General features: G+C 64.2%; 17 protein-coding genes and 1 pseudogene. 12 read left to right on the forward strand and 6 right to left on the reverse strand.

The genetic code is table 11. The features are described 5' to 3' along the window. Positions 1–112: 112 nt before the first annotated feature. The 3 genes from LMTR3_RS11855 to LMTR3_RS11865 all read left to right on the forward strand — a co-directional run bounded on the left by LMTR3_RS11855 (position 113) and on the right by LMTR3_RS11865 (position 3,669). Positions 113–1,930, forward strand: coding sequence for an IlvD/Edd family dehydratase (locus LMTR3_RS11855; RefSeq protein ID WP_065745203.1), 1,818 nt, complete (start codon positions 113–115; stop codon positions 1,928–1,930). 123 nt (positions 1,931–2,053) lie between these two features. Beyond that, positions 2,054–2,788, forward strand: coding sequence for an SDR family oxidoreductase (locus LMTR3_RS11860; RefSeq protein ID WP_065745617.1), 735 nt, complete (start codon positions 2,054–2,056; stop codon positions 2,786–2,788). 134 nt (positions 2,789–2,922) lie between these two features. Beyond that, positions 2,923–3,669 (forward strand): SDR family NAD(P)-dependent oxidoreductase, encoded by a 747-nt coding sequence (locus LMTR3_RS11865; RefSeq protein ID WP_065745204.1) that lies wholly within the window; start codon positions 2,923–2,925, stop codon positions 3,667–3,669. Here the strand turns inward: LMTR3_RS11865 and LMTR3_RS11870 are convergent. Beyond that, positions 3,666–4,580 (reverse strand): DMT family transporter, encoded by a 915-nt coding sequence (locus tag LMTR3_RS11870; RefSeq protein WP_065745205.1) that lies wholly within the window; start codon positions 4,578–4,580, stop codon positions 3,666–3,668. The two genes, LMTR3_RS11865 and LMTR3_RS11870, sit on opposite strands and share 4 nt — an antisense overlap. A 92-nt stretch (positions 4,581–4,672) precedes the next feature. Here LMTR3_RS11870 and LMTR3_RS11875 point away from each other — a divergent pair, with 92 nt between their 5' ends. Genes LMTR3_RS11875 through LMTR3_RS11885 form a run of 3 tightly spaced genes read left to right on the forward strand, consistent with a single transcriptional unit; the run spans position 4,673 to position 6,744 of the window. After that, entirely contained in the window at positions 4,673–5,584 is a 912-nt protein-coding gene (locus LMTR3_RS11875) for a LysR family transcriptional regulator (protein ID WP_084029542.1), read from the forward strand. Between the two features lie 10 nt (positions 5,585–5,594). Next, the gene (locus LMTR3_RS11880) at positions 5,595–6,275 is read left to right on the forward strand and encodes a site-2 protease family protein (protein ID WP_065745206.1); all 681 of its coding nucleotides are present in this window, start codon (positions 5,595–5,597) and stop codon (positions 6,273–6,275) included. Between the two features lie 34 nt (positions 6,276–6,309). Next, positions 6,310–6,744, forward strand: a complete 435-nt coding sequence (locus LMTR3_RS11885) for a hypothetical protein (protein WP_084029543.1) — start codon at positions 6,310–6,312, stop codon at positions 6,742–6,744. Between the two features lie 94 nt (positions 6,745–6,838). Here LMTR3_RS11885 and LMTR3_RS11890 read toward each other — a convergent pair whose 3' ends face one another. Next, positions 6,839–7,747 (reverse strand): helix-turn-helix domain-containing protein, encoded by a 909-nt coding sequence (locus tag LMTR3_RS11890; RefSeq protein ID WP_065745207.1) that lies wholly within the window; start codon positions 7,745–7,747, stop codon positions 6,839–6,841. Positions 7,748–7,932: 185 nt separating this feature from the next. On the opposite strand from LMTR3_RS11890, the gene LMTR3_RS11895 reads away from it, so the two are divergent. Genes LMTR3_RS11895 through LMTR3_RS11920 form a run of 6 tightly spaced genes read left to right on the forward strand, consistent with a single transcriptional unit; the run spans position 7,933 to position 13,945 of the window. Continuing rightward, the gene (locus LMTR3_RS11895; protein WP_065745619.1) at positions 7,933–9,159 is read left to right on the forward strand and encodes an amino acid ABC transporter substrate-binding protein; all 1,227 of its coding nucleotides are present in this window, start codon (positions 7,933–7,935) and stop codon (positions 9,157–9,159) included. 30 nt (positions 9,160–9,189) lie between these two features. Next, positions 9,190–10,059, forward strand: a complete 870-nt coding sequence (locus LMTR3_RS11900; protein WP_245319831.1) for a branched-chain amino acid ABC transporter permease — start codon at positions 9,190–9,192, stop codon at positions 10,057–10,059. After that, positions 10,056–11,000: a branched-chain amino acid ABC transporter permease gene (locus LMTR3_RS11905; protein ID WP_065745208.1), complete on the forward strand. Its 945-nt coding sequence runs from the start codon at positions 10,056–10,058 to the stop codon at positions 10,998–11,000. Before LMTR3_RS11900 ends, LMTR3_RS11905 begins: the two co-directional genes overlap by 4 nt. Continuing rightward, complete coding sequence (locus tag LMTR3_RS11910) at positions 10,997–11,746, forward strand: ABC transporter ATP-binding protein (RefSeq protein ID WP_065745209.1); 750 nt, start codon at positions 10,997–10,999, stop codon at positions 11,744–11,746. The genes LMTR3_RS11905 and LMTR3_RS11910 overlap by 4 nt, the downstream gene beginning before the upstream one ends. Beyond that, positions 11,739–12,473: an ABC transporter ATP-binding protein gene (locus LMTR3_RS11915; RefSeq protein WP_065745210.1), complete on the forward strand. Its 735-nt coding sequence runs from the start codon at positions 11,739–11,741 to the stop codon at positions 12,471–12,473. The genes LMTR3_RS11910 and LMTR3_RS11915 overlap by 8 nt, the downstream gene beginning before the upstream one ends. A gap of 20 nt (positions 12,474–12,493) precedes the next feature. After that, complete coding sequence (locus tag LMTR3_RS11920) at positions 12,494–13,945, forward strand: aldehyde dehydrogenase (RefSeq protein ID WP_065745211.1); 1,452 nt, start codon at positions 12,494–12,496, stop codon at positions 13,943–13,945. A gap of 181 nt (positions 13,946–14,126) precedes the next feature. Here the strand turns inward: LMTR3_RS11920 and LMTR3_RS11925 are convergent, their stop codons facing one another. The 4 genes and pseudogenes from LMTR3_RS11925 to LMTR3_RS11940 all read right to left on the reverse strand — a co-directional run. After that, positions 14,127–14,918, reverse strand: coding sequence for a TonB family protein (locus LMTR3_RS11925; protein ID WP_065745212.1), 792 nt, complete (start codon positions 14,916–14,918; stop codon positions 14,127–14,129). Further along, a complete protein-coding gene (exbD, locus tag LMTR3_RS11930) occupies positions 14,915–15,382 on the reverse strand; it encodes a TonB system transport protein ExbD (protein ID WP_065745213.1) in 468 nt (155 codons plus the stop codon). Before exbD ends, LMTR3_RS11925 begins: the two co-directional genes overlap by 4 nt. Before the next feature lie 3 nt (positions 15,383–15,385). Further along, positions 15,386–16,342, reverse strand: coding sequence for a tonB-system energizer ExbB (gene exbB / locus LMTR3_RS11935; RefSeq protein WP_141686561.1), 957 nt, complete (start codon positions 16,340–16,342; stop codon positions 15,386–15,388). Positions 16,343–16,347: 5 nt separating this feature from the next. Next, positions 16,348–16,673: pseudogene (locus LMTR3_RS11940) on the reverse strand (PKHD-type hydroxylase); the annotation flags it as partial. Positions 16,674–16,926 lie beyond the last annotated feature (253 nt).

Genomic DNA, 16,926 nt, shown 5'->3' on the forward strand with positions numbered 1-16,926 from the left:
GGTTGCTCGGCAGGACACGGGCCAAGCGCGTTGCAGCGGATGAAATTTTCAGCATGGTGCAATCGCCGCCGTGAATTTAGCCGCCCACGAGCTTGCAGTGCGGGAGGAACCAATGAAAAAGAACGACAAGACTGTCACCAATGGCAAGGGCCGAAGACTACGTTCCCTCGAGTGGTTCGATAATCCGCACAATCCGGGAATGACGGCGCTCTATCTCGAGCGCTACCTCAATTACGGCCTGACCCGGGAGGAATTGCAATCGGGTAAGCCGATCATCGGCATCGCCCAGACCGGCAATGACCTCTCCCCGTGCAATCGCCACCATCTCGACCTGGCGCATCGGGTACGCGAAGGCATTCGCGCGGCCGGCGGCATTGCGATGGAATTCCCAACGCATCCGATCCAGGAGACCGGCAAGCGGCCGACGGCAGCACTCGACCGCAACCTTGCCTATCTAGGCCTGGTCGAAGTCCTGTTCGGCTATCCGCTCGATGGCGTGGTGCTGACCACCGGCTGCGACAAGACCACGCCGGCCTGCCTGATGGCGGCGGCGACCGTCAATCTGCCCGCGATCGTGCTGTCGGGCGGTCCGATGCTGAACGGCTGGCACAACGGCGAGCGCACCGGCTCGGGCACCATCGTCTGGAAAGCGCGCGAGATGCTGGCCGCCGGCGAGATCGACTACAACGGCTTCATCGAACTCGTGGCGTCCTCGACCCCGTCGGTCGGCCATTGCAACACCATGGGCACCGCCTCGACCATGAACTCGCTCGCCGAAGCGCTCGGCATGTCACTGCCCGGCTGCGCGGCAATCCCCGCCCCGCACCGCGAGCGCGGCCAGATCGCCTATGAGACGGGAAAACGGATCGTCGAAATGGTCTGGGAGGATCTCAAGCCCTCCGACATCCTGACCCGCAAGGCGTTCGAGAACTGCATCGTGGTGAATTCGGCGATCGGCGGCTCGACCAACGCGCCGATCCACATCAACGCGCTGGCGCGGCATATCGGCGTCGAGCTCTCGATCGACGACTGGCAGAAACATGGCCACGACATCCCGCTCCTGGTGAACATGCAGCCGGCCGGCTTCTATCTCGGCGAGGAATACCATCGCGCCGGCGGCGTGCCGGCGGTGGTGCGCGAATTGATGGCGCACAAGCGCGTCCACGAAGACGCCGTCACGGTCAACGGCCGCACCATCGGCGACAACTGCCGCGAGGCGCCAAAGCCCGACGGCGACGTGATCTGGAGCTACGACAAGCCGCTGGTGAAAGATGCGGGCTTCCTGGTGCTGCGCGGCAACCTGTTCGATTCCGCAATCATGAAGACCAGCGTGATTTCGAAGGAATTCCGCGACCGCTATTTGATCAATCCGAAAGACCCGAATGCGTTCGAGGGCCGCGCCATCGTGTTCGAGGGACCGGAGGACTATCACCACCGGATCGACGATCCCTCGCTCAAAATCGACGAGCACTGCGTGCTGTTCATCCGCGGCGCCGGGCCGATCGGCTATCCCGGCGGCGCCGAGGTCGTCAACATGCAGCCGCCGGCGGCGCTGATCAAACGCGGCATTCTTTCGCTGCCCTGCATCGGCGACGGAAGGCAGTCCGGCACCTCGGGTTCGCCCTCGATCCTCAACGCCTCACCCGAGGCCGCCGCCGATGGCGGACTGGCGATCTTGCGGACCGGCGACAAGGTTCGCATCGACCTCAACACGGGCGACGCCAACATCCTGATCTCGAGCGATGAATTGAAGAAGCGCCGCGCCGAGTTAAAGGACAAGGGCGGCTTCCCCTACCCGGCCCACCAGACGCCGTGGCAGGAGCTCTACCGCTCGACCGTCGGACAGCAGGCCACCGGCGCCTGCATGGAGCTCGCCACGCGCTATCAGAATATTGCCGGCACGGTCGGCGTGGCGCGGGACAATCATTAGTTAGCAAGGTCGTCATTGCCGGGCTTGACCCGGCAATCCATCCTTTTGCGAAGAAGATGGATACGCGGGTCAAGCCCGCGTATGACGTCGAGAAACAATCATCAATCGCTCAGGGAAGAAAGCATGTCAGACCGCCTGAAGGGCAAGCGCGCATTCGTCACCGCGGCGGCCGTTGGAATCGGCCGCGCCTGCGCGGCGGCTTTTGCGCGTGAAGGGGCGACGGTGTTCGCCACCGACATCGACGAGGCCAAGCTCGCCGCGCTCAAGAGCGAAGGCATCGCCGAAGTGGCAAGGCTCGACGTCCGCGACAGCGTGGCCGTCGCCGCCATGGCCAAGCGCGCCGGCACGACCGACATCCTGCTCAACGCCGCAGGCTTCGTGCATCACGGCACCGTGCTGGATTGCTCCGACGAGGACTGGGACTTTTCGTTCGACCTCAACGTCAAGTCGATGCACCGCACGATCCGCGCATTCCTGCCGGGCATGTTGGAAAACGGCCGTGGCGCGATCGTGAACATCTCTTCTGCCGCCGGAGTGTTCAAGGCCGCGCCGAACCGCTACGTCTATGGTGCGACCAAGGCTGCCGTTGCGGCGCTGACGCGCTCGGTCGCCACCGACTTCGTCGCCAAAGGCATCAGGTGCAACTGCATCTGCCCCGGCACGATCGAGACGCCCTCGATGCTGGAGCGTGCGGCGGCAGCAGGCCCAAACGGGCGCGAGATGTTCATCGCGCGGCAGCCGATGGGGCGGCTCGGCACCGCCGAGGAAATCGCGTCGCTCGCCGTTTATCTCGCCAGCGACGAAAGCGCGTTCACCACCGGCGTCGCGCACGTCATCGACGGCGGCTGGACGTTGTAAACGCAATCCTCATCCTGAGGAGCCCGCGAGAAGCGGGCGTCTCGAAGGATGTAGGCCACAGACGGGGCCTCATGGTTCGAGACGCGCAAGAGCGCTCCTCACCATGAGGAACATCGAGGGAAAGGATCACCTTCATGAACAAGATCGATCTGAACGGCCGTTGCGCCGTCGTCACCGGCGGGGCGCAGGGTTTTGGCCGCGCGATCACCGAGCGCTTCGTCGCATCGGGTGCGAAGGTCGCGATCTGGGATTTTGACCTGCCGCTCGCGGAAAGAACCGCGAAGGAAATCGGCCCGGCGGTATCCGCCTTCAAGGTCGATGTCTCCGACCTCGCCGCAGTCGAGAAGACCCGCGATGAAACGCTGAAGGCGCTCGGCAGGATCGACATCCTCGTCAACAATGCCGGCATCGCCGGCATCAACAAGACGGTCTGGGAGACCGACCTCGAGGAATGGCGCAAGGTCCTGCGCATCAATCTCGACGGCCCCTTCATCTGCTGCAAGGCGGTGGTGCCTGCGATGCTGCAGCAAAAGTACGGCCGCATCGTCAACATCGCCTCGATCGCCGGCAAGGAAGGCAATCCCAACGCGGCGCATTATTCGGCCTCGAAGGCCGGCCTGATCGCGCTGACCAAGTCGCTCGGCAAGGAGCTCGCGCAGCACGACATCCTCGTCAACGCGGTGACGCCGGCGGCGGCGAAAACCGCGATCTTCGACCAGCTCACGCAGCAACACATCGATTTCATGCTGTCGAAGATTCCGAAGGGACGGTTTGTGCTGGTGGAAGAACTCGCGGCGATGGTGGCGTGGCTGGCGTCGGAAGATTGCGCGTTCTCGACGGGCGCGGTGTTCGATATCTCGGGCGGCCGCGCGACGTACTAGTCAATAGGCACTCGGGACAATCGCGTTGCCGGTGCAGGAGACCGGCCCGAAGTCGTAGCGATCCAGATGCCAGCGAACACCGCGAGGATGCCGGCAACAAGATTCCAGCGGAGCGGTTCGTCCAGCAACGCGGCGCCAACGAGCGAGGCGGTGATCGGATTGACGGTGACCGAGATCGCGACGCGGGTCGGCGTTGTGCGCGCCAGCGCGAACGCCCAAAGATAAAACGTCAGCGCGCTGCCGAAGGCACCGAGATATATGGCAGCCAGCCATTGCGGGACCTCGAACGCTGCGACGGGCTCAAAACTGCCGCGCCAGTATGAGATCAGGACAAGACACGCAGCCCCGACGCCCATGGATACGGTCGTGAAGGGAATTGGCCCGGAGCGAGCAATGAACGGCTTGGACCAGATGCTGTAGAGCGCCATGCACAGGGCCGCGGCGACCATCAGCAAATCGCCGCGCCAGGCCCCCGGCGGCGCGGAAGCAAGGTTGGACAGAAGCGCCAGGGCGACCCCAAGCGTTGCGATCACGACGCCGATCGATTTGCGTACCGTAAGGGCCTCGCTGTCGAGCGCCGCTCCCACCACCATCGTCAGCAACGGAAGCGTCGACAAGGCAAGAGCGCCCCGCGCCGCTGTCGTGAAAATCAGAGACGCATTGAACAAGATCGGGAACAGGGCGAAGTACAGCACACCCAACCCGGCAACGCTCAACCAGTCGGGACGCCGCGGCCACTGCGCGCCTGGCAGAAAGGCCACCGGCAACAACAACAGAAAGCCGATGCCGAACCGAAACGAACCGATCGCCAGCGGATCAACCGCATTCACCAGATAGCGCGTTGCCCCGATCGAAGTCCCGCCCAGCCCGCTCGATAGGACTGCCGCCAACACGCCCCATGTCTCGCTCATACACTTTCCCCCCTTCCAGCTTGCGTGCAAGGTAGGGAGGGTTTAGTAATCAAGAAATGGAATTTGCATGATAGAGGAAATAACGTTCGGTTATGAGCGCACCCGTCCTCGATCCGGATCTCTTGAAGGCCTTCGTGGCGGTGGCCGACAGCCGCTCGTTCACGCGCGCGGCTACCCAACTTAATCGGACCCAATCCGCGGTTAGCATGCAGATCAAGCGCCTGGAGGAACGCCTCGGCGTCGAACTGTTCAATCGCACCAAAGCCAATGTCGATTTGAGTTCCGCAGGCGAAGGGTTGCTCGGATACGCAAGGCGCATCCTGACGCTAAACGACGAGGCTGTCGGCAAGCTGCGGGAACGCAAGATCGAAGGCGTTGTGCGCCTGGGCGTAATGGACGACTACGGAACCTTGATCGTTCCGCCCGTGCTGGCGAGCTTTGCCGCCTGTTACCCACTGGTCCATGTCGAGATGGAGATAGGGCTCACCTCTTCCATGCCCGCGCGCCTCGGCAAAGCCTATGACCTCGTCATTGCGATGCACCCGGAGGGGCATGGCGAGGGTGAATTCCTGCGCCGCGAACAGGCTGCCTGGGCCACCGGTGCGTTTCACCCCGTTGAGCAGCAGAATCCGTTGCCGCTTGCGCTTTATCCGCAGGGCTGCCTGTTCCGAAAATGGGCAATTGAGGCACTGGATGCCGCCAAGCGGCCCTGGCGGTTGGCTTTCGTCAGCCACAGCCTTGCGGCCGTCGAGTCGGTTGCGGCGCAGGGGCTTGCGGTGACGATCGTAAAGGCAGGTACATTTCCGCCGAAGCTGCGTCCCTTGTCAGAGCGCGACGGCATGCCGCGACTGCCGGCCGCGGACATTTGCCTGCATCGCACCGCGAATCTATCACGGGCGGGCGCGCTGCTCGCGGATCACTTGCGCTCGACCATCTCAAACCATCTTGATGAAGTTTCGGTGCGGCGTGCAACGCGCGACGCCATTCCGATCGCCTTCAACTGAGCGGTATCTCGTGAACATTTCATTGTATGCCATCTCCGTCTGGGTGCTCCCGCTCCTGATCGCGATCACCTTCCATGAGGCCGCCCACGCCTTCGTGGCATACCGCCTCGGGGACAACACCGCCTGGCAGCTCGGCCGCGTCAGCTTCAACCCCTTCAAGCATATCGATCCCTTTGGCACCGTCATTCTCCCCGGCGTTCTGCTGCTGTCGCATTCGCCGTTCGTGTTTGGTTATGCCAAGCCGGTCCCGGTGAATTTCCGGAACCTGAACCATCCCCGGCTCGACATGGTCTGGGTGGCGCTGGCCGGCCCCGCCACCAACATCGCCTTGGCGCTTGTCACGGCTTTGGCCTTCCACGCCCTGCCTCTGGTGCCGGCGGAAGCCGCCAAATGGACGGCGGACAACCTCAAAAACGCCTTCCTGATCAATATCGTGCTGGCGATTTTCAACATGATGCCGATCCCGCCGCTGGACGGTGGCCGGGTCGCCGTCGGACTCTTGCCGCGGGTGCTGGCTTACCCGCTGTCGCGGCTGGAACCGTATGGGATGCTGATTTTGATCGGCCTTCTGATCCTGCTTCCTATCATCGGCGCGCAGCTCGGCCTAAATCTTGATGTTATTTCGGCGATACTGCGGACACTGACCGGTTATGTGATCAACGCGCTTCTCTTCATCACCGGCAACGCTTAAGTTAGAATAATTCAGGGAAGAACCGACCGGGGCCATGGCGACAAAAGCTGCCGACATGTTGATCGCACGACGCGCCGACACCCGCGCGAGGGCAGATTTTGCAACATGGAAAATGCTGGCCAAGCTCAACGGCTTCACCGCCCTGCCCGCTGAAGCGCAAAACTTTCTTGAAGGCTACAGGCAGTTGCTCCTTGCGAGGATGACCGAGGCGGACGCTTCCGAGGCCACCATCCAGCTCATGTACAAGAGCTACTATGCGGAGATGGGCGGCTCCGGAACGCCACCCGAGATTCCTTCGCGCGCGAGCGAGCCGGCCACTGATAGCGGCAACGTCACCGCGTTTCGCCGCCCGCCCGCCCGGCCGAAACAGGCTGTCTCGGGACCGGCGGCAAAACCGCGGCTGCCGGTGGCACTGATTTTCATCTGCCTCGCCATCGTCTACGTCAGCATCCGCTACTTCTGGCGCTGAGCTTCCAACGAAATGATTGCGTCGGCCGCGCTGGATTGACGCGGCGATCATGGCGCCGAATGTCCCTGTCCCGTTTGGAGAGAGGCCGCGGCCTTCACGGCCACGCCGCGTAGGACGGACCGCTGCGTGCGTGCTCCAGTCGGATCTGCCGGCGATAGCTGCCCGGTGAGGCGCCGCAATACTTGCGGAAGAAGCGATTGAAATAGGCGGGATCGCGGAAGCCCAAGCCATATCCGATCTGCTCGACCGGAAGATCGAGCTGCTGCAGACGCGTGCAGGCTTCGCGCACCAGGCGCTCGTGGACGATCGCGCGCGGGCCGCAGTTTTTCTCCCGCTGGCAATGGGCGTGCAGCTTGTCGGACGTGACGCCGAGCGCGTCCGCATAGCGCGCCACCGGCCAGCCGTCGCGGTAATGCAGTTCGACCATTTGCAGGAAATTGCCGACCAACGCAGGACCGCCACGCGCTGCAACCTCGTGACGCTCATCATGCGAGGCGCTGAGCCGGCAGAGTTGCAGACACAGCAACAGCAGATGTGAGGCGATCAGCGTCGCGCCGCCAAAGCCGGGCGCGCGCAACTCCGCCACGATCGCGCGGCAGGATTCGGCGATCGTGTCGAGATGCGGAGGAAGCGTCTCGCCGGCAACCAGCGCAACGCGCTCGGTGGTTCTGCGCAGATGCAGCGCCTCGGCACTGCCCGCGATAATCTTGATCAGGAAGGCATCGTCTACCGACAACAGGAAGCCACGCGCGCCGGGACCAACGTGCAGCGCTGCGTCGGTGCTGCCAGGCAGCCAGAGCAGCGCCGGCGCTTCGAGCGCGACACCGGTTCCGTGCCACGAAGCCCGGCCGCGGTCCGATTGCAGCAACAAGAGATGCGCCCGGCGCTCCGCCTTCTGGCGGATAACCCACGATCGAACCGCCAGGGCGGCCGAAAAAGCCTCCGCACGTACCGCCAGCGCGACGCCGACCGGCAGTCCGTTCAGCCCTGGTGATGCCGACATGCCCAAATCTCTTAAGTAATTCGCTCCTGAGACAATCCGCCGCCAGTGAAGCGGAAGATTTGCCAGAAAAGTACAATCTTTCCCCGGCTTCGTCCAATTCCAAGCTTCCGGTAACCTCCCCTAACGTCAGGGCGATCACGAGCGCCAGTTCAATGGCGCCGGTCGACGCACCCTGGGAGGATAAGATGACGACATTCCTGACACGGCGCACCGCCCTGCTGGCGGCCGCCACCTGCGCCGCTACGCTCGGCCTGACCGCCATCGCCGAGGCGCAAACCTCGATCAAGATCGGCTACGCGATTTCGCGCACCGGCCCCAACACCGGAGGCGCCGCGGTTACCACCATTCCCAACTACGAATTGTGGGTGAAGGAGGTAAATGCCGCCGGTGGCATCAAGCTCGGCGACAAGCGCGTCCCGATCGAGGTCGTGCAGTATGATGACCGCTCCAATGCCGAAGAGGCGGTGCGCGCGCTCGAGCGGCTGATCAACCAGGACAAGGTCGATTTCATCCTGCCGCCTTGGGGCACCGGCCTCAATTTGGCGGTTGGTCCGACGCTCAATCGCGAAGGCTATCCGCACCTCGCCGCCACAGCCGTGACCGATCGCGCGCCCGAACTCGCCAAGCGCTGGCCCAACAGTTTCTGGCTGCTCGGCACCAGCGCGGACGCCGCAAAAACGCTGGTCGAATTGCTGAACAAATTGCGCGACGAAAAGAAGATCGGCGACACCGTGGCGATGGTCAGCATTGCCGACGGATTCGGGATCGATCTGTCGTCGGCGGCACGGCCGGCACTCACCAACGCGAAGTTCAAGCTCGCCTACGACAAGAGCTATCCGATCGGCACGCAGGATCTGGCGCCGATCGTGAACGAGATCAAGGCGCTCAACCCGGATGTCTTCATTGCCTTCAGCTATCCGCCGGATACGTTGGCGCTGACCGAGCAATCGCGGATCGCAGGCCTCAATCCGAAGGTTTTCTATACCGGGGTCGGCACCGCCTTCCCGCTCTATCGGCAAAAATTCGGCAAGAACACCGAAGGCGTAATGGGCATCGGCGGCTGGAGCGGCGACAGTCCGGCGATCAAGGACTATCTCGCCCGCCACAAGGCAGCCGCCGCCAACGGGGCGGAGCCGGACCGCTGGGCGAGCGCGGTCACTTATGCCAGCCTGCAGATGCTGCAACAGGCGATCGAGCGCGTCGGCAAGATCGACCGCGCCGCCGTGATCAAGGATCTGCAGACCGGCACGTTCGACACCGTGATCGGCAAGGTCAAGCTCGAGAACAACATGCCCACGCGGTACTGGTGGGTCGGCCAGTGGCAGGGCGGCGAGTTCTATGGCATCGCACCGGCGAAGAACGAAGGCGCGCGCACCGCGATCGTCCCGAAGCCGGCGTGGGTGGCGCCGTAACGTCAAGATAAAGACGCGGCCAGCACGCCAATGACCAACGCCATTCTGACCGGCCTGATGCTGGGCGGCATGTATGCGCTCATCGCCATGGGGCTCACGCTCCAGTACGGCGTTGCGCGCATCATGAACCTCTCCTACGGCGAGTTCCTGATCGCCGCCGCCTTTGCATCGCACTGGCTGTTCACGGGCTGGGCGATCAGTCCGTTTGTCGGACTGGCGCTGGTCGTCCCGCTCGCCTTCGTGCTGAACTTTGCAATCTACAAACTGCTGCTGACGCCGTTGGTGCGACGCGCGCCCAACCGAGACGCGCTCGAGGTCGATAGCATTCTCGCAACCTTCGGTCTCACCTTCATCATTCAGGGCTCGATGCTCGCGTTGTTCGGCGGCGCCTATTACAGCTATTCGTTCCTCGCCTTCCCGGTGCAGTTTCTCGGCGAGACGGTCGCTGCCAACCGCCTTGCCGCGCTCGGCATCACCATCCTGCTCGGTCTGGCGCTGTATGCCGCGCTGACGCGGACCCGCGCCGGCACGGCGGTACGCGCCGTCGCCGTCGATCCTTTCGCCGCCCAGCTTGTCGCCATCAATGTGCCGCAGGCCTCGGCCCTGACATTTGCATTGGGTGGGGCGCTGGTCGCCGCCGCCGGAGTCTTGGTCAGCACCTTTCTCACCTTCAGCGCGTCATCCGGCGTCGTCTTCACGATGAAGGCCTTGATCGTCGTCGTGATGGGCGGCGTCGGCAACATGCTGGGCTGCCTGGTCGCAGGCCTGGCGCTTGGTCTCAGCGAGGCGCTGGTTGCCTCCTATGTCGATCCCGGGCTCACGCTTGCAGTCAATTTCGCACTGTTTCTCGCCGTGCTGCTGGTGAAGCCCGCCGGCCTGTTTGGCAGGGCGACGCGATGACCGCGCGTGTCGCCGGCTTCGGTGCCGCAGCGCTCACAGCGCTTGCGCTGCTGGCGCTCGTTCCGCGCCTCGGCAATGCCTACTACCTCGCGCTCGCCATCAGCCTTTTGCAATATACCGTGCTGGCGACGGCCTGGGGCATGTTCTCTGGGCCCACCCGCTACGTCTCATTGGCAACCACCGCCTTTTTCGGTGTCGGCGCCTATACCGTTGCCGTGCTCGGCGAGATATTGCCATGGCCGCTCGTGCTGCTCATCGCAGCGGCGCTCGGCGCCATTGTGGCTGGCATCGTTGGGCTCTCGACGCTGCGCTTGAGCGGCGTCTACTTCGTCATCTTCACCTTTGGATTGACCGAACTGATCCGCCAACTCGTGGTCTGGTTCGAGGTCAACAAGTCGCGCGTGCTCGGGCGCTACGTCTTCGTCGACATCACACAAGCCGATATTTACTGGCAATTGCTGGCGCTCACGGCCGCCGTATTCCTGCTGGGCTGGCTGATCGCGCGCTCGCGCCTCGGCTTTGCGCTGCGGGTGATCGGCGAAGACGAGACCGTCGCCAAACATTGCGGGATCAACACCACCTTTGCCAAGGTCGCCCTGTTCACGATCAGCGCCACGGTCATGACGCTGGTCGGCGCCATCATGGCGCCGCGCTGGACCTATATCGAACCGTCGATCGCCTTCAATTCGATGATCTCGTTTCAGGTGTTGATCATGGCGCTGCTCGGCGGCGCGCACCGGCTGTGGGGGCCGGTACTTGGCGCCGTGCCGCTAACGCTCCTGTTCGAACTGCTGAGTGCGCGGTTTCCGAACACGTTCACGATCATCCTCGGCTGCATCTTCCTGCTGATCGTCTACATGCTGCCGCGGGGCGTCGCGGGATTGTTGGAAAAGCTATCGACGACGGCGGGCGGCAAAACCAGGCAACGGGCAACCGCATGAGCCAGGGCAGCGGAACACCCGTGCTGACGATCAACGGGTTGCGGCGCGCGTTCGGCGGGCTCGTCGCGGTCAACGACCTCAGCTTCGCGGTCGCCCAGGGCGAAATCATGGGCCTGCTCGGCCCCAACGGGTCGGGCAAGACGACGGCGCTCAATCTGATCTCGGGCGTGCTGCGCCCCGATGCCGGCACCATCCGCCTGATGGGCCAGAACATCGCGGGCCTTGCGTCGTACCGGATCGCGCGGCTCGGCCTTGCCCGGACGTTCCAGCTCGTCCGCGTGCTCGACGGCATGGATTGCCGCGAGAACATCAAGGCGGGATTGGCGTTTCAGCGGCCTCACTTGTCCGCGGCCGACGCCGAGGTTCGGATCGGCGCCCTGCTCGACCGCGTCGGTCTTGCTGGGCACGACCGGCGCCCGGCAGCCGACCTGACCTATATCGACCGCAAGCGCCTGGAACTCGCACGCGCCCTCGCGGCAAAGCCGCGACTGCTGCTGCTCGACGAATGGCTCGCCGGACTTAATCCATCCGAGCTTGCGATCGGCATCGACCTGATCCGGTCATTGCGGGCTGACGGCATCACCATCGTGCTGGTCGAGCATGTGATGAGTGCGGTTCGCGCGCTGTGCGACCGCTGCATCGTCATGAGCAGCGGCCGCAAGATCGCCGAAGGCGCGACCGCGGACGTGCTGAGCGATGCGGCCGTCGTGAAGGCCTATCTTGGCGGGGTAGCCGCCGATGCTTGAGGTCAAAAATCTCAGCCTCGCTTATGGCCTGCATCGCGCGCTCGACGGCGTCGCCCTCAACGTCGGCCGCCGTGAGATCGTAACGATCCTGGGCGCCAATGGCGCCGGCAAGACTTCGCTCCTGAAAGCCATCGCAGGCGTCGTGCGTACGCTTCCCGGCAAGCAGGTTCGGCTCGGCGGCCGCGATATCTCCGCGCTTGCCGCCCACGACATCGTCGAAAGCGGGCTAGCGCTGGTTCCGGAAGGCCGCGGCATCTTTGGCGACCTCACGGTGAAGGAAAATCTCCTGCTCGGCGCCAATCCGAAGCGCGCCCGCGAGGGCGAAGCGGCGCGGCGCGAGCAGGTGCTTGCGCTGTTTCCGCGCCTGCGCGAACGCGCCGCCCAGATCGCGCGCACCATGAGCGGCGGCGAACAGCAGATGCTCGCCATCGGCCGCGCGCTGATGTCCAATCCGGATATCCTGCTCCTCGACGAGCCGTCGCTCGGGCTCTCGCCCGCCATGGTTCAGGAGTTGTTCGCCACCTTGCTGCGGGTGCGCGAGGCCGGCGTCGGGCTTCTGCTCGTCGAACAGAACGCGCAGGAGAGCCTGCGGATCGCCGATCGCGGCTATGTGCTCGAAAACGGCGTCATCGTCGGACACGGCACCGCCGATCAACTGAAGTCCGATCCCGCCGTCCAGCGCGCCTATCTCGGCGGCGTGCCGCCGGCCACCGCATCATCATCGTAAAGCCTTGAGGAGAGAAAGCCATGTATGAAATTTCGCTGCTGCTCGACAGCAAGGATGTCCCGGCGTCGAACGGCGCGACCTTCGATCGTCTCAACCCGGTCACCGGCGATCTCGCAAGCCGCGCCGCGGCAGCCCAGATCGCGGATGCGAAGCGCGCGGCCGACACCGCAGCCGCTGCCTTCCCCGCATGGTCCGCTACCGGTCCGAACGCGAGGCGCGCGATCCTGTTGAAGGCTGCCGATCTTCTGGCGTCGAAGGCACCCCAGTTCATCGAACTGATGGCGGCGGAGACCGGCGCGACGGCCGGTTGGGCCGGCTTCAATGTTCACTTAGCCGCCGGCATGCTGCGCGAAGCGGCGGCCATCACGACACAGATTTCGGGCGAAGTGATCCCCTCCGACAAGCCCGGCTGTATCGCGATGGCGGTACGCCAACCCGCCGGCGTGGTGCTGAGCATGGCGCCATGGAACGCGCCGGTCATTCTCGGCGTTCGCGCCATCGCGCTGCCGCTCGCCTGCGGCAACACCGTGGTGCTGAAAGCCTCCGAAATCTGCCCGGGCACCCACCGGCTGATCGCCGAATGCCTGCGCGACGCCGGCCTGCCGCCGGGCGTCCTCAACGTCATCACCAACGCGCCGGAAGATGCCCCTGCGCTGATCGAAATGCTGATCGGCCATCCAGCCGTGCGGCGCGTCAATTTCACCGGCTCGACACGCGTCGGCCGCATCATCGCGCAGGTGGCAGCCAAATATCTCAAGCCGGCCCTGCTCGAACTCGGCGGCAAGGCGCCGATGATCGTGCTCGATGATGCCGACATCGACGCTGCCGTTGCCGCAGCAGCGTTCGGTGCCTTCATGAACCAGGGCCAGATCTGCATGTCGACCGAGCGCCTCGTCGTCGACGAGAAGATTGCCGATGCCTTCGTAACGAAGCTCGCGGCGAAAGCCGGATCGCTTGTCGCCGGTGATCCGCGCAGGGGTAACGCGCCGCTGGGATCGCTGATCGGCACCGATGCCGCGGCCCGCATCCAGGCCTTGATCAACGACGCCGTCAGCAAAGGCGCCAAGGTGGTCGCAGGCGGGCGCAGCGAGGGCACGCTGATGTCGGCGACGGTGATCGACGGCGTCAACTCGTCGATGCGGATTTACGGCGAGGAGTCGTTCGGTCCGGTGGTCTGCGTCGTGCGCGTCAACGGCGCCGATGAAGCCGTCCGCGTCGCCAATGACACTGAATACGGGTTATCGGCAGCGGTATTCGGACGCGACATCGCGCGCGCGTTCGAGGTCGCCAAGCGCATCGATTCCGGCATCTGTCACGTCAACGGGCCCACCGTGCACGACGAGGCGCAGATGCCGTTCGGCGGCGTCAAGGCGTCGGGCTATGGCCGCTTCGGCGGCAAGGCCGGCATCGCCGAATTCACCGAATTGCGCTGGATCACGATCGAGACCGGGCCGCAGCATTATCCGATCTAGATCTGCTGCGTCACAAGACCCTCATGGTGAGGAGCGCCAACGGGTCGCGCGAATGCGCGCCCGATGACAGGCTCCGCGCGTCTCGAACCATGAGGCCCCGTCTGTGGCCTACATTATTCGAGACGCCCGCTTCTCGCGGGCTCCTCTGGATGAGGGTTTGAACGGCATAACGGAGCGGGCGTCAGCTCTTGTTCTTGACGCGGAAGATCACCGGCAGCGTGAATGTCAGGCCTTCGTCGGCGACGACAGGCGGCGGCATCGGCACCGGATCGGAGCGGCGCACCATCGCCAGCGCCGCCTCGTCGAAGGCCGGATCGCCCGACCCCTTTTCGATATCGGTCGAGAGCACGCGGCCCATGCGGTCGAGCGTGAAGCGAATCTGGATCTCGGCGGATTTTTGCTGCCGTTCCTTCGGGTAGCGTTTGTGCTTGTCGAGATGCGCGACCAGCTCCTTTTGCCAGGTCGCGCGCACGCGACGTGCGCTCTCGCCGGTGCCGATCACCGGTGCGATGGAACGCTGCCCTTCCGGAATGGCCTCTGAGCTCGGCGTCGCGGTCGCCTCGGAGGCAACCGACTCGGTGGACGCCTGCGTCTGCACCGCCGCGATCTTCGGGTCGTCCTCTTCCGGCTTCTTCGCCTCGTTCTCCGTCACCACCCGGTCGGCCTCTTCGGGCTCCGTCGGCTTGTCCTGCGGCAGCTCGGTTTCCTTGACCTCGGCCTTCTGCTCGGCGAGCTGCGGCGACGCCGCGGAAGCATCGGTATCCGGACCCGGCGGCAGATCGGTCACCTCGCGGTGAACGGAGGCCATTTCGAGCCCGATCTCGATTGCCGACGCGCCGAGGGCGTCATCGGCTTCTTCGGTCTGCAAATGCGCGATCGCCAGCGCCGCGCCGCCAATGTGGAGCGCAAGCGCAATCACCGCGGCAGAAATCCAGAGCCGCCGCGAAGGCTTTTGCTCGTCGAGGCCGGTCAAGGCTTTGCCGGCGCCGCTTGCGCCGCTGCTGCTTCGGGAACGCCTTCGAGCGCCACCAGCTTGAGCTTGGAATAGCCGCCGGCGCGCAGGATTTCGAGCACGTCCATCAATTCGCCATAGGGCACGGCGCGGTCAGCGCGCAGGAAGACGTGGCGCTCCTTGCTGCTGTCCGGCATCGCATCGAGCGAGCGCACCAGGTCGACGCGCTTGACCATGTTCTCGCCGATCGCCACCGAGAGATCCGGCTTGATGCTGACATAGGTCGGCTTGTCCGGCTTCTTCTGCGGGGTTGCGGTCGAAGTCGGCAAATCGATCGGCAGGTCGACGGTCGACAGGGGCGCCGCAACCATGAAGATGATCAGGAGAACCAGAACGACGTCGATGAACGGCGTGACGTTGATCTCGTGCGATTCCGCGAAATCGCTGTCGTCATCGAGGTCGTGTTCTGCGATTGACGCGCCCATCGCCTACTCCGCCGCCGCTCGGGCATGCGAGCCGCCGTGTGAACTAACGTGGGTACGGTCGAGATCGCGCGACAGCAGCCGTCCCGCGGCGCCCGATGCACGGCTGACCAGTTCCATGTAACCCTTGGTGACGCGCGCGAAGTGATTGTAGATGATGACGGCCGGGATCGCGGCGACGAGGCCGATCGCGGTCGCGAGCAGCGCTTCGGCGATGCCGGGCGCCACCACGGCGAGGTTCGTGGTCTGCGATTTCGAAATGCCGATGAAGCTGTTCATGATGCCCCAGACCGTGCCGAACAGCCCGACGAAGGGCGACGTCGCGCCGATGGTCGCGAGCACGCCCATACCGAGCCGGATCCGACGCGCCTCGGCGCGCACGATTTCCGAAAAGCTCGACGCGGCGCGCTCCTTGATGCCGGCGTCGCTGGAAATGCCTGCCGACAGACGCGCCTCGCGCATCGCTGCCGCGAGCAAGGACGACAGCACGCTCCCCTTGGAACCCAGCGCGAATTGCGCTTCCGCCAATGACCTCGCGTCGGAGATCTTGGCAAGCGCCCGGCGCACTTTGCGCTGAGCGACGGCGAGCTCGATCATCTTGGCGATGAAGATGGTCCAGGTCACTAGCGAAGCAAAGGCGAGACCGATCATGACCGCCTTGACCACCACGTCGGCCGACATGAACATCGACCAGGGCGACAATTCGCGAAGTTCGGCGGCAGCCGACTTCAGCGATTTGCTCTCGCGTTCCGCAGGCGTCGCGGCTGAATCCGAAGGGGCGGCCGGCGCAGCCGCTGGCTGGGGCGACGTGGCCGGGACCTGCGATACGGCGGGCGCCTGCTGGGCCGCAGATGCGGACGGCGCCGCAGGAAGCGTGCCCTGCTGGGCCGACGACGTCGCCGCCAGCGACAGCATCGCCAGCGCCGACATCACCGCAAATAGCATAACGCGAAAAAGAGACATGTTGTTCATACTTCGGCCCAGTAGCGGATCAGGTTGTAATAGATACCGGTCAATTTGACCGTTTCGGGGTCGTCTCGCCCAGGCCGCTCCACCAGGGCCTGGATCGAGGTGTCGAGATCGAAGATCAGGCTGCGGGCGCGTAGACATCCCGTACCATGCTCTGGAGCCTGAAAAAAGATGCCACACGCGCACCCAGTGCGACCGGCGTGACCAGATGCAACTGGACGCAGGACTAAGGCACGAGGGCGCAGGCCACGAGCTTGATCTGGTGGGAACCGTGGAGGTCCGCGACCACCAGCTCGCCGCCGTCGCATTCATCCGGCTCCGATAGGACGTGCCGCTGACTCAGCTCGCAGCAACCGACCGGCGGCAGGACAAATCCTGCACCGTAGGTACCGAGCGAAACTTTCGGGGTCAACGCGGTTGGGACGAGACGTCGCTTGAATCCATCCAGATCAAAACGATTCTAATTTTGCTCCAAAGTCGTTCGACAGTCGGTGATGCGAATGAGCTTCGAGCCACGCCGTCGTCATGCCGGTCCTCACGCGTGCGCTGCCGCAACCTTTCCAATTGTTTAGGATTCT

The sequence above is a fragment of the Bradyrhizobium sp. LMTR 3 genome (assembly GCF_001693485.1).
Taxonomy (GTDB): domain Bacteria; phylum Pseudomonadota; class Alphaproteobacteria; order Rhizobiales; family Xanthobacteraceae; genus Bradyrhizobium.

Coding starts and splice junctions, on each gene's coding strand:
- LMTR3_RS11855 (WP_065745203.1), top strand. CDS start 113: ATGAAAAAGAACGACAAGACTGTCACCAATGGCAAGGGCCGAAGACTA.
- LMTR3_RS11860 (WP_065745617.1), top strand. CDS start 2,054: ATGTCAGACCGCCTGAAGGGCAAGCGCGCATTCGTCACCGCGGCGGCC.
- LMTR3_RS11865 (WP_065745204.1), top strand. CDS start 2,923: ATGAACAAGATCGATCTGAACGGCCGTTGCGCCGTCGTCACCGGCGGG.
- LMTR3_RS11870 (WP_065745205.1), bottom strand. CDS start 4,580: ATGAGCGAGACATGGGGCGTGTTGGCGGCAGTCCTATCGAGCGGGCTG.
- LMTR3_RS11875 (WP_084029542.1), top strand. CDS start 4,673: ATGAGCGCACCCGTCCTCGATCCGGATCTCTTGAAGGCCTTCGTGGCG.
- LMTR3_RS11885 (WP_084029543.1), top strand. CDS start 6,310: ATGGCGACAAAAGCTGCCGACATGTTGATCGCACGACGCGCCGACACC.
- LMTR3_RS11890 (WP_065745207.1), bottom strand. CDS start 7,747: ATGTCGGCATCACCAGGGCTGAACGGACTGCCGGTCGGCGTCGCGCTG.
- LMTR3_RS11895 (WP_065745619.1), top strand. CDS start 7,933: ATGACGACATTCCTGACACGGCGCACCGCCCTGCTGGCGGCCGCCACC.
- LMTR3_RS11900 (WP_245319831.1), top strand. CDS start 9,190: ATGACCAACGCCATTCTGACCGGCCTGATGCTGGGCGGCATGTATGCG.
- LMTR3_RS11905 (WP_065745208.1), top strand. CDS start 10,056: ATGACCGCGCGTGTCGCCGGCTTCGGTGCCGCAGCGCTCACAGCGCTT.
- LMTR3_RS11910 (WP_065745209.1), top strand. CDS start 10,997: ATGAGCCAGGGCAGCGGAACACCCGTGCTGACGATCAACGGGTTGCGG.
- LMTR3_RS11915 (WP_065745210.1), top strand. CDS start 11,739: ATGCTTGAGGTCAAAAATCTCAGCCTCGCTTATGGCCTGCATCGCGCG.
- LMTR3_RS11920 (WP_065745211.1), top strand. CDS start 12,494: ATGTATGAAATTTCGCTGCTGCTCGACAGCAAGGATGTCCCGGCGTCG.
- exbD (WP_065745213.1), bottom strand. CDS start 15,382: ATGGGCGCGTCAATCGCAGAACACGACCTCGATGACGACAGCGATTTC.
- exbB (WP_141686561.1), bottom strand. CDS start 16,342: ATGTCTCTTTTTCGCGTTATGCTATTTGCGGTGATGTCGGCGCTGGCG.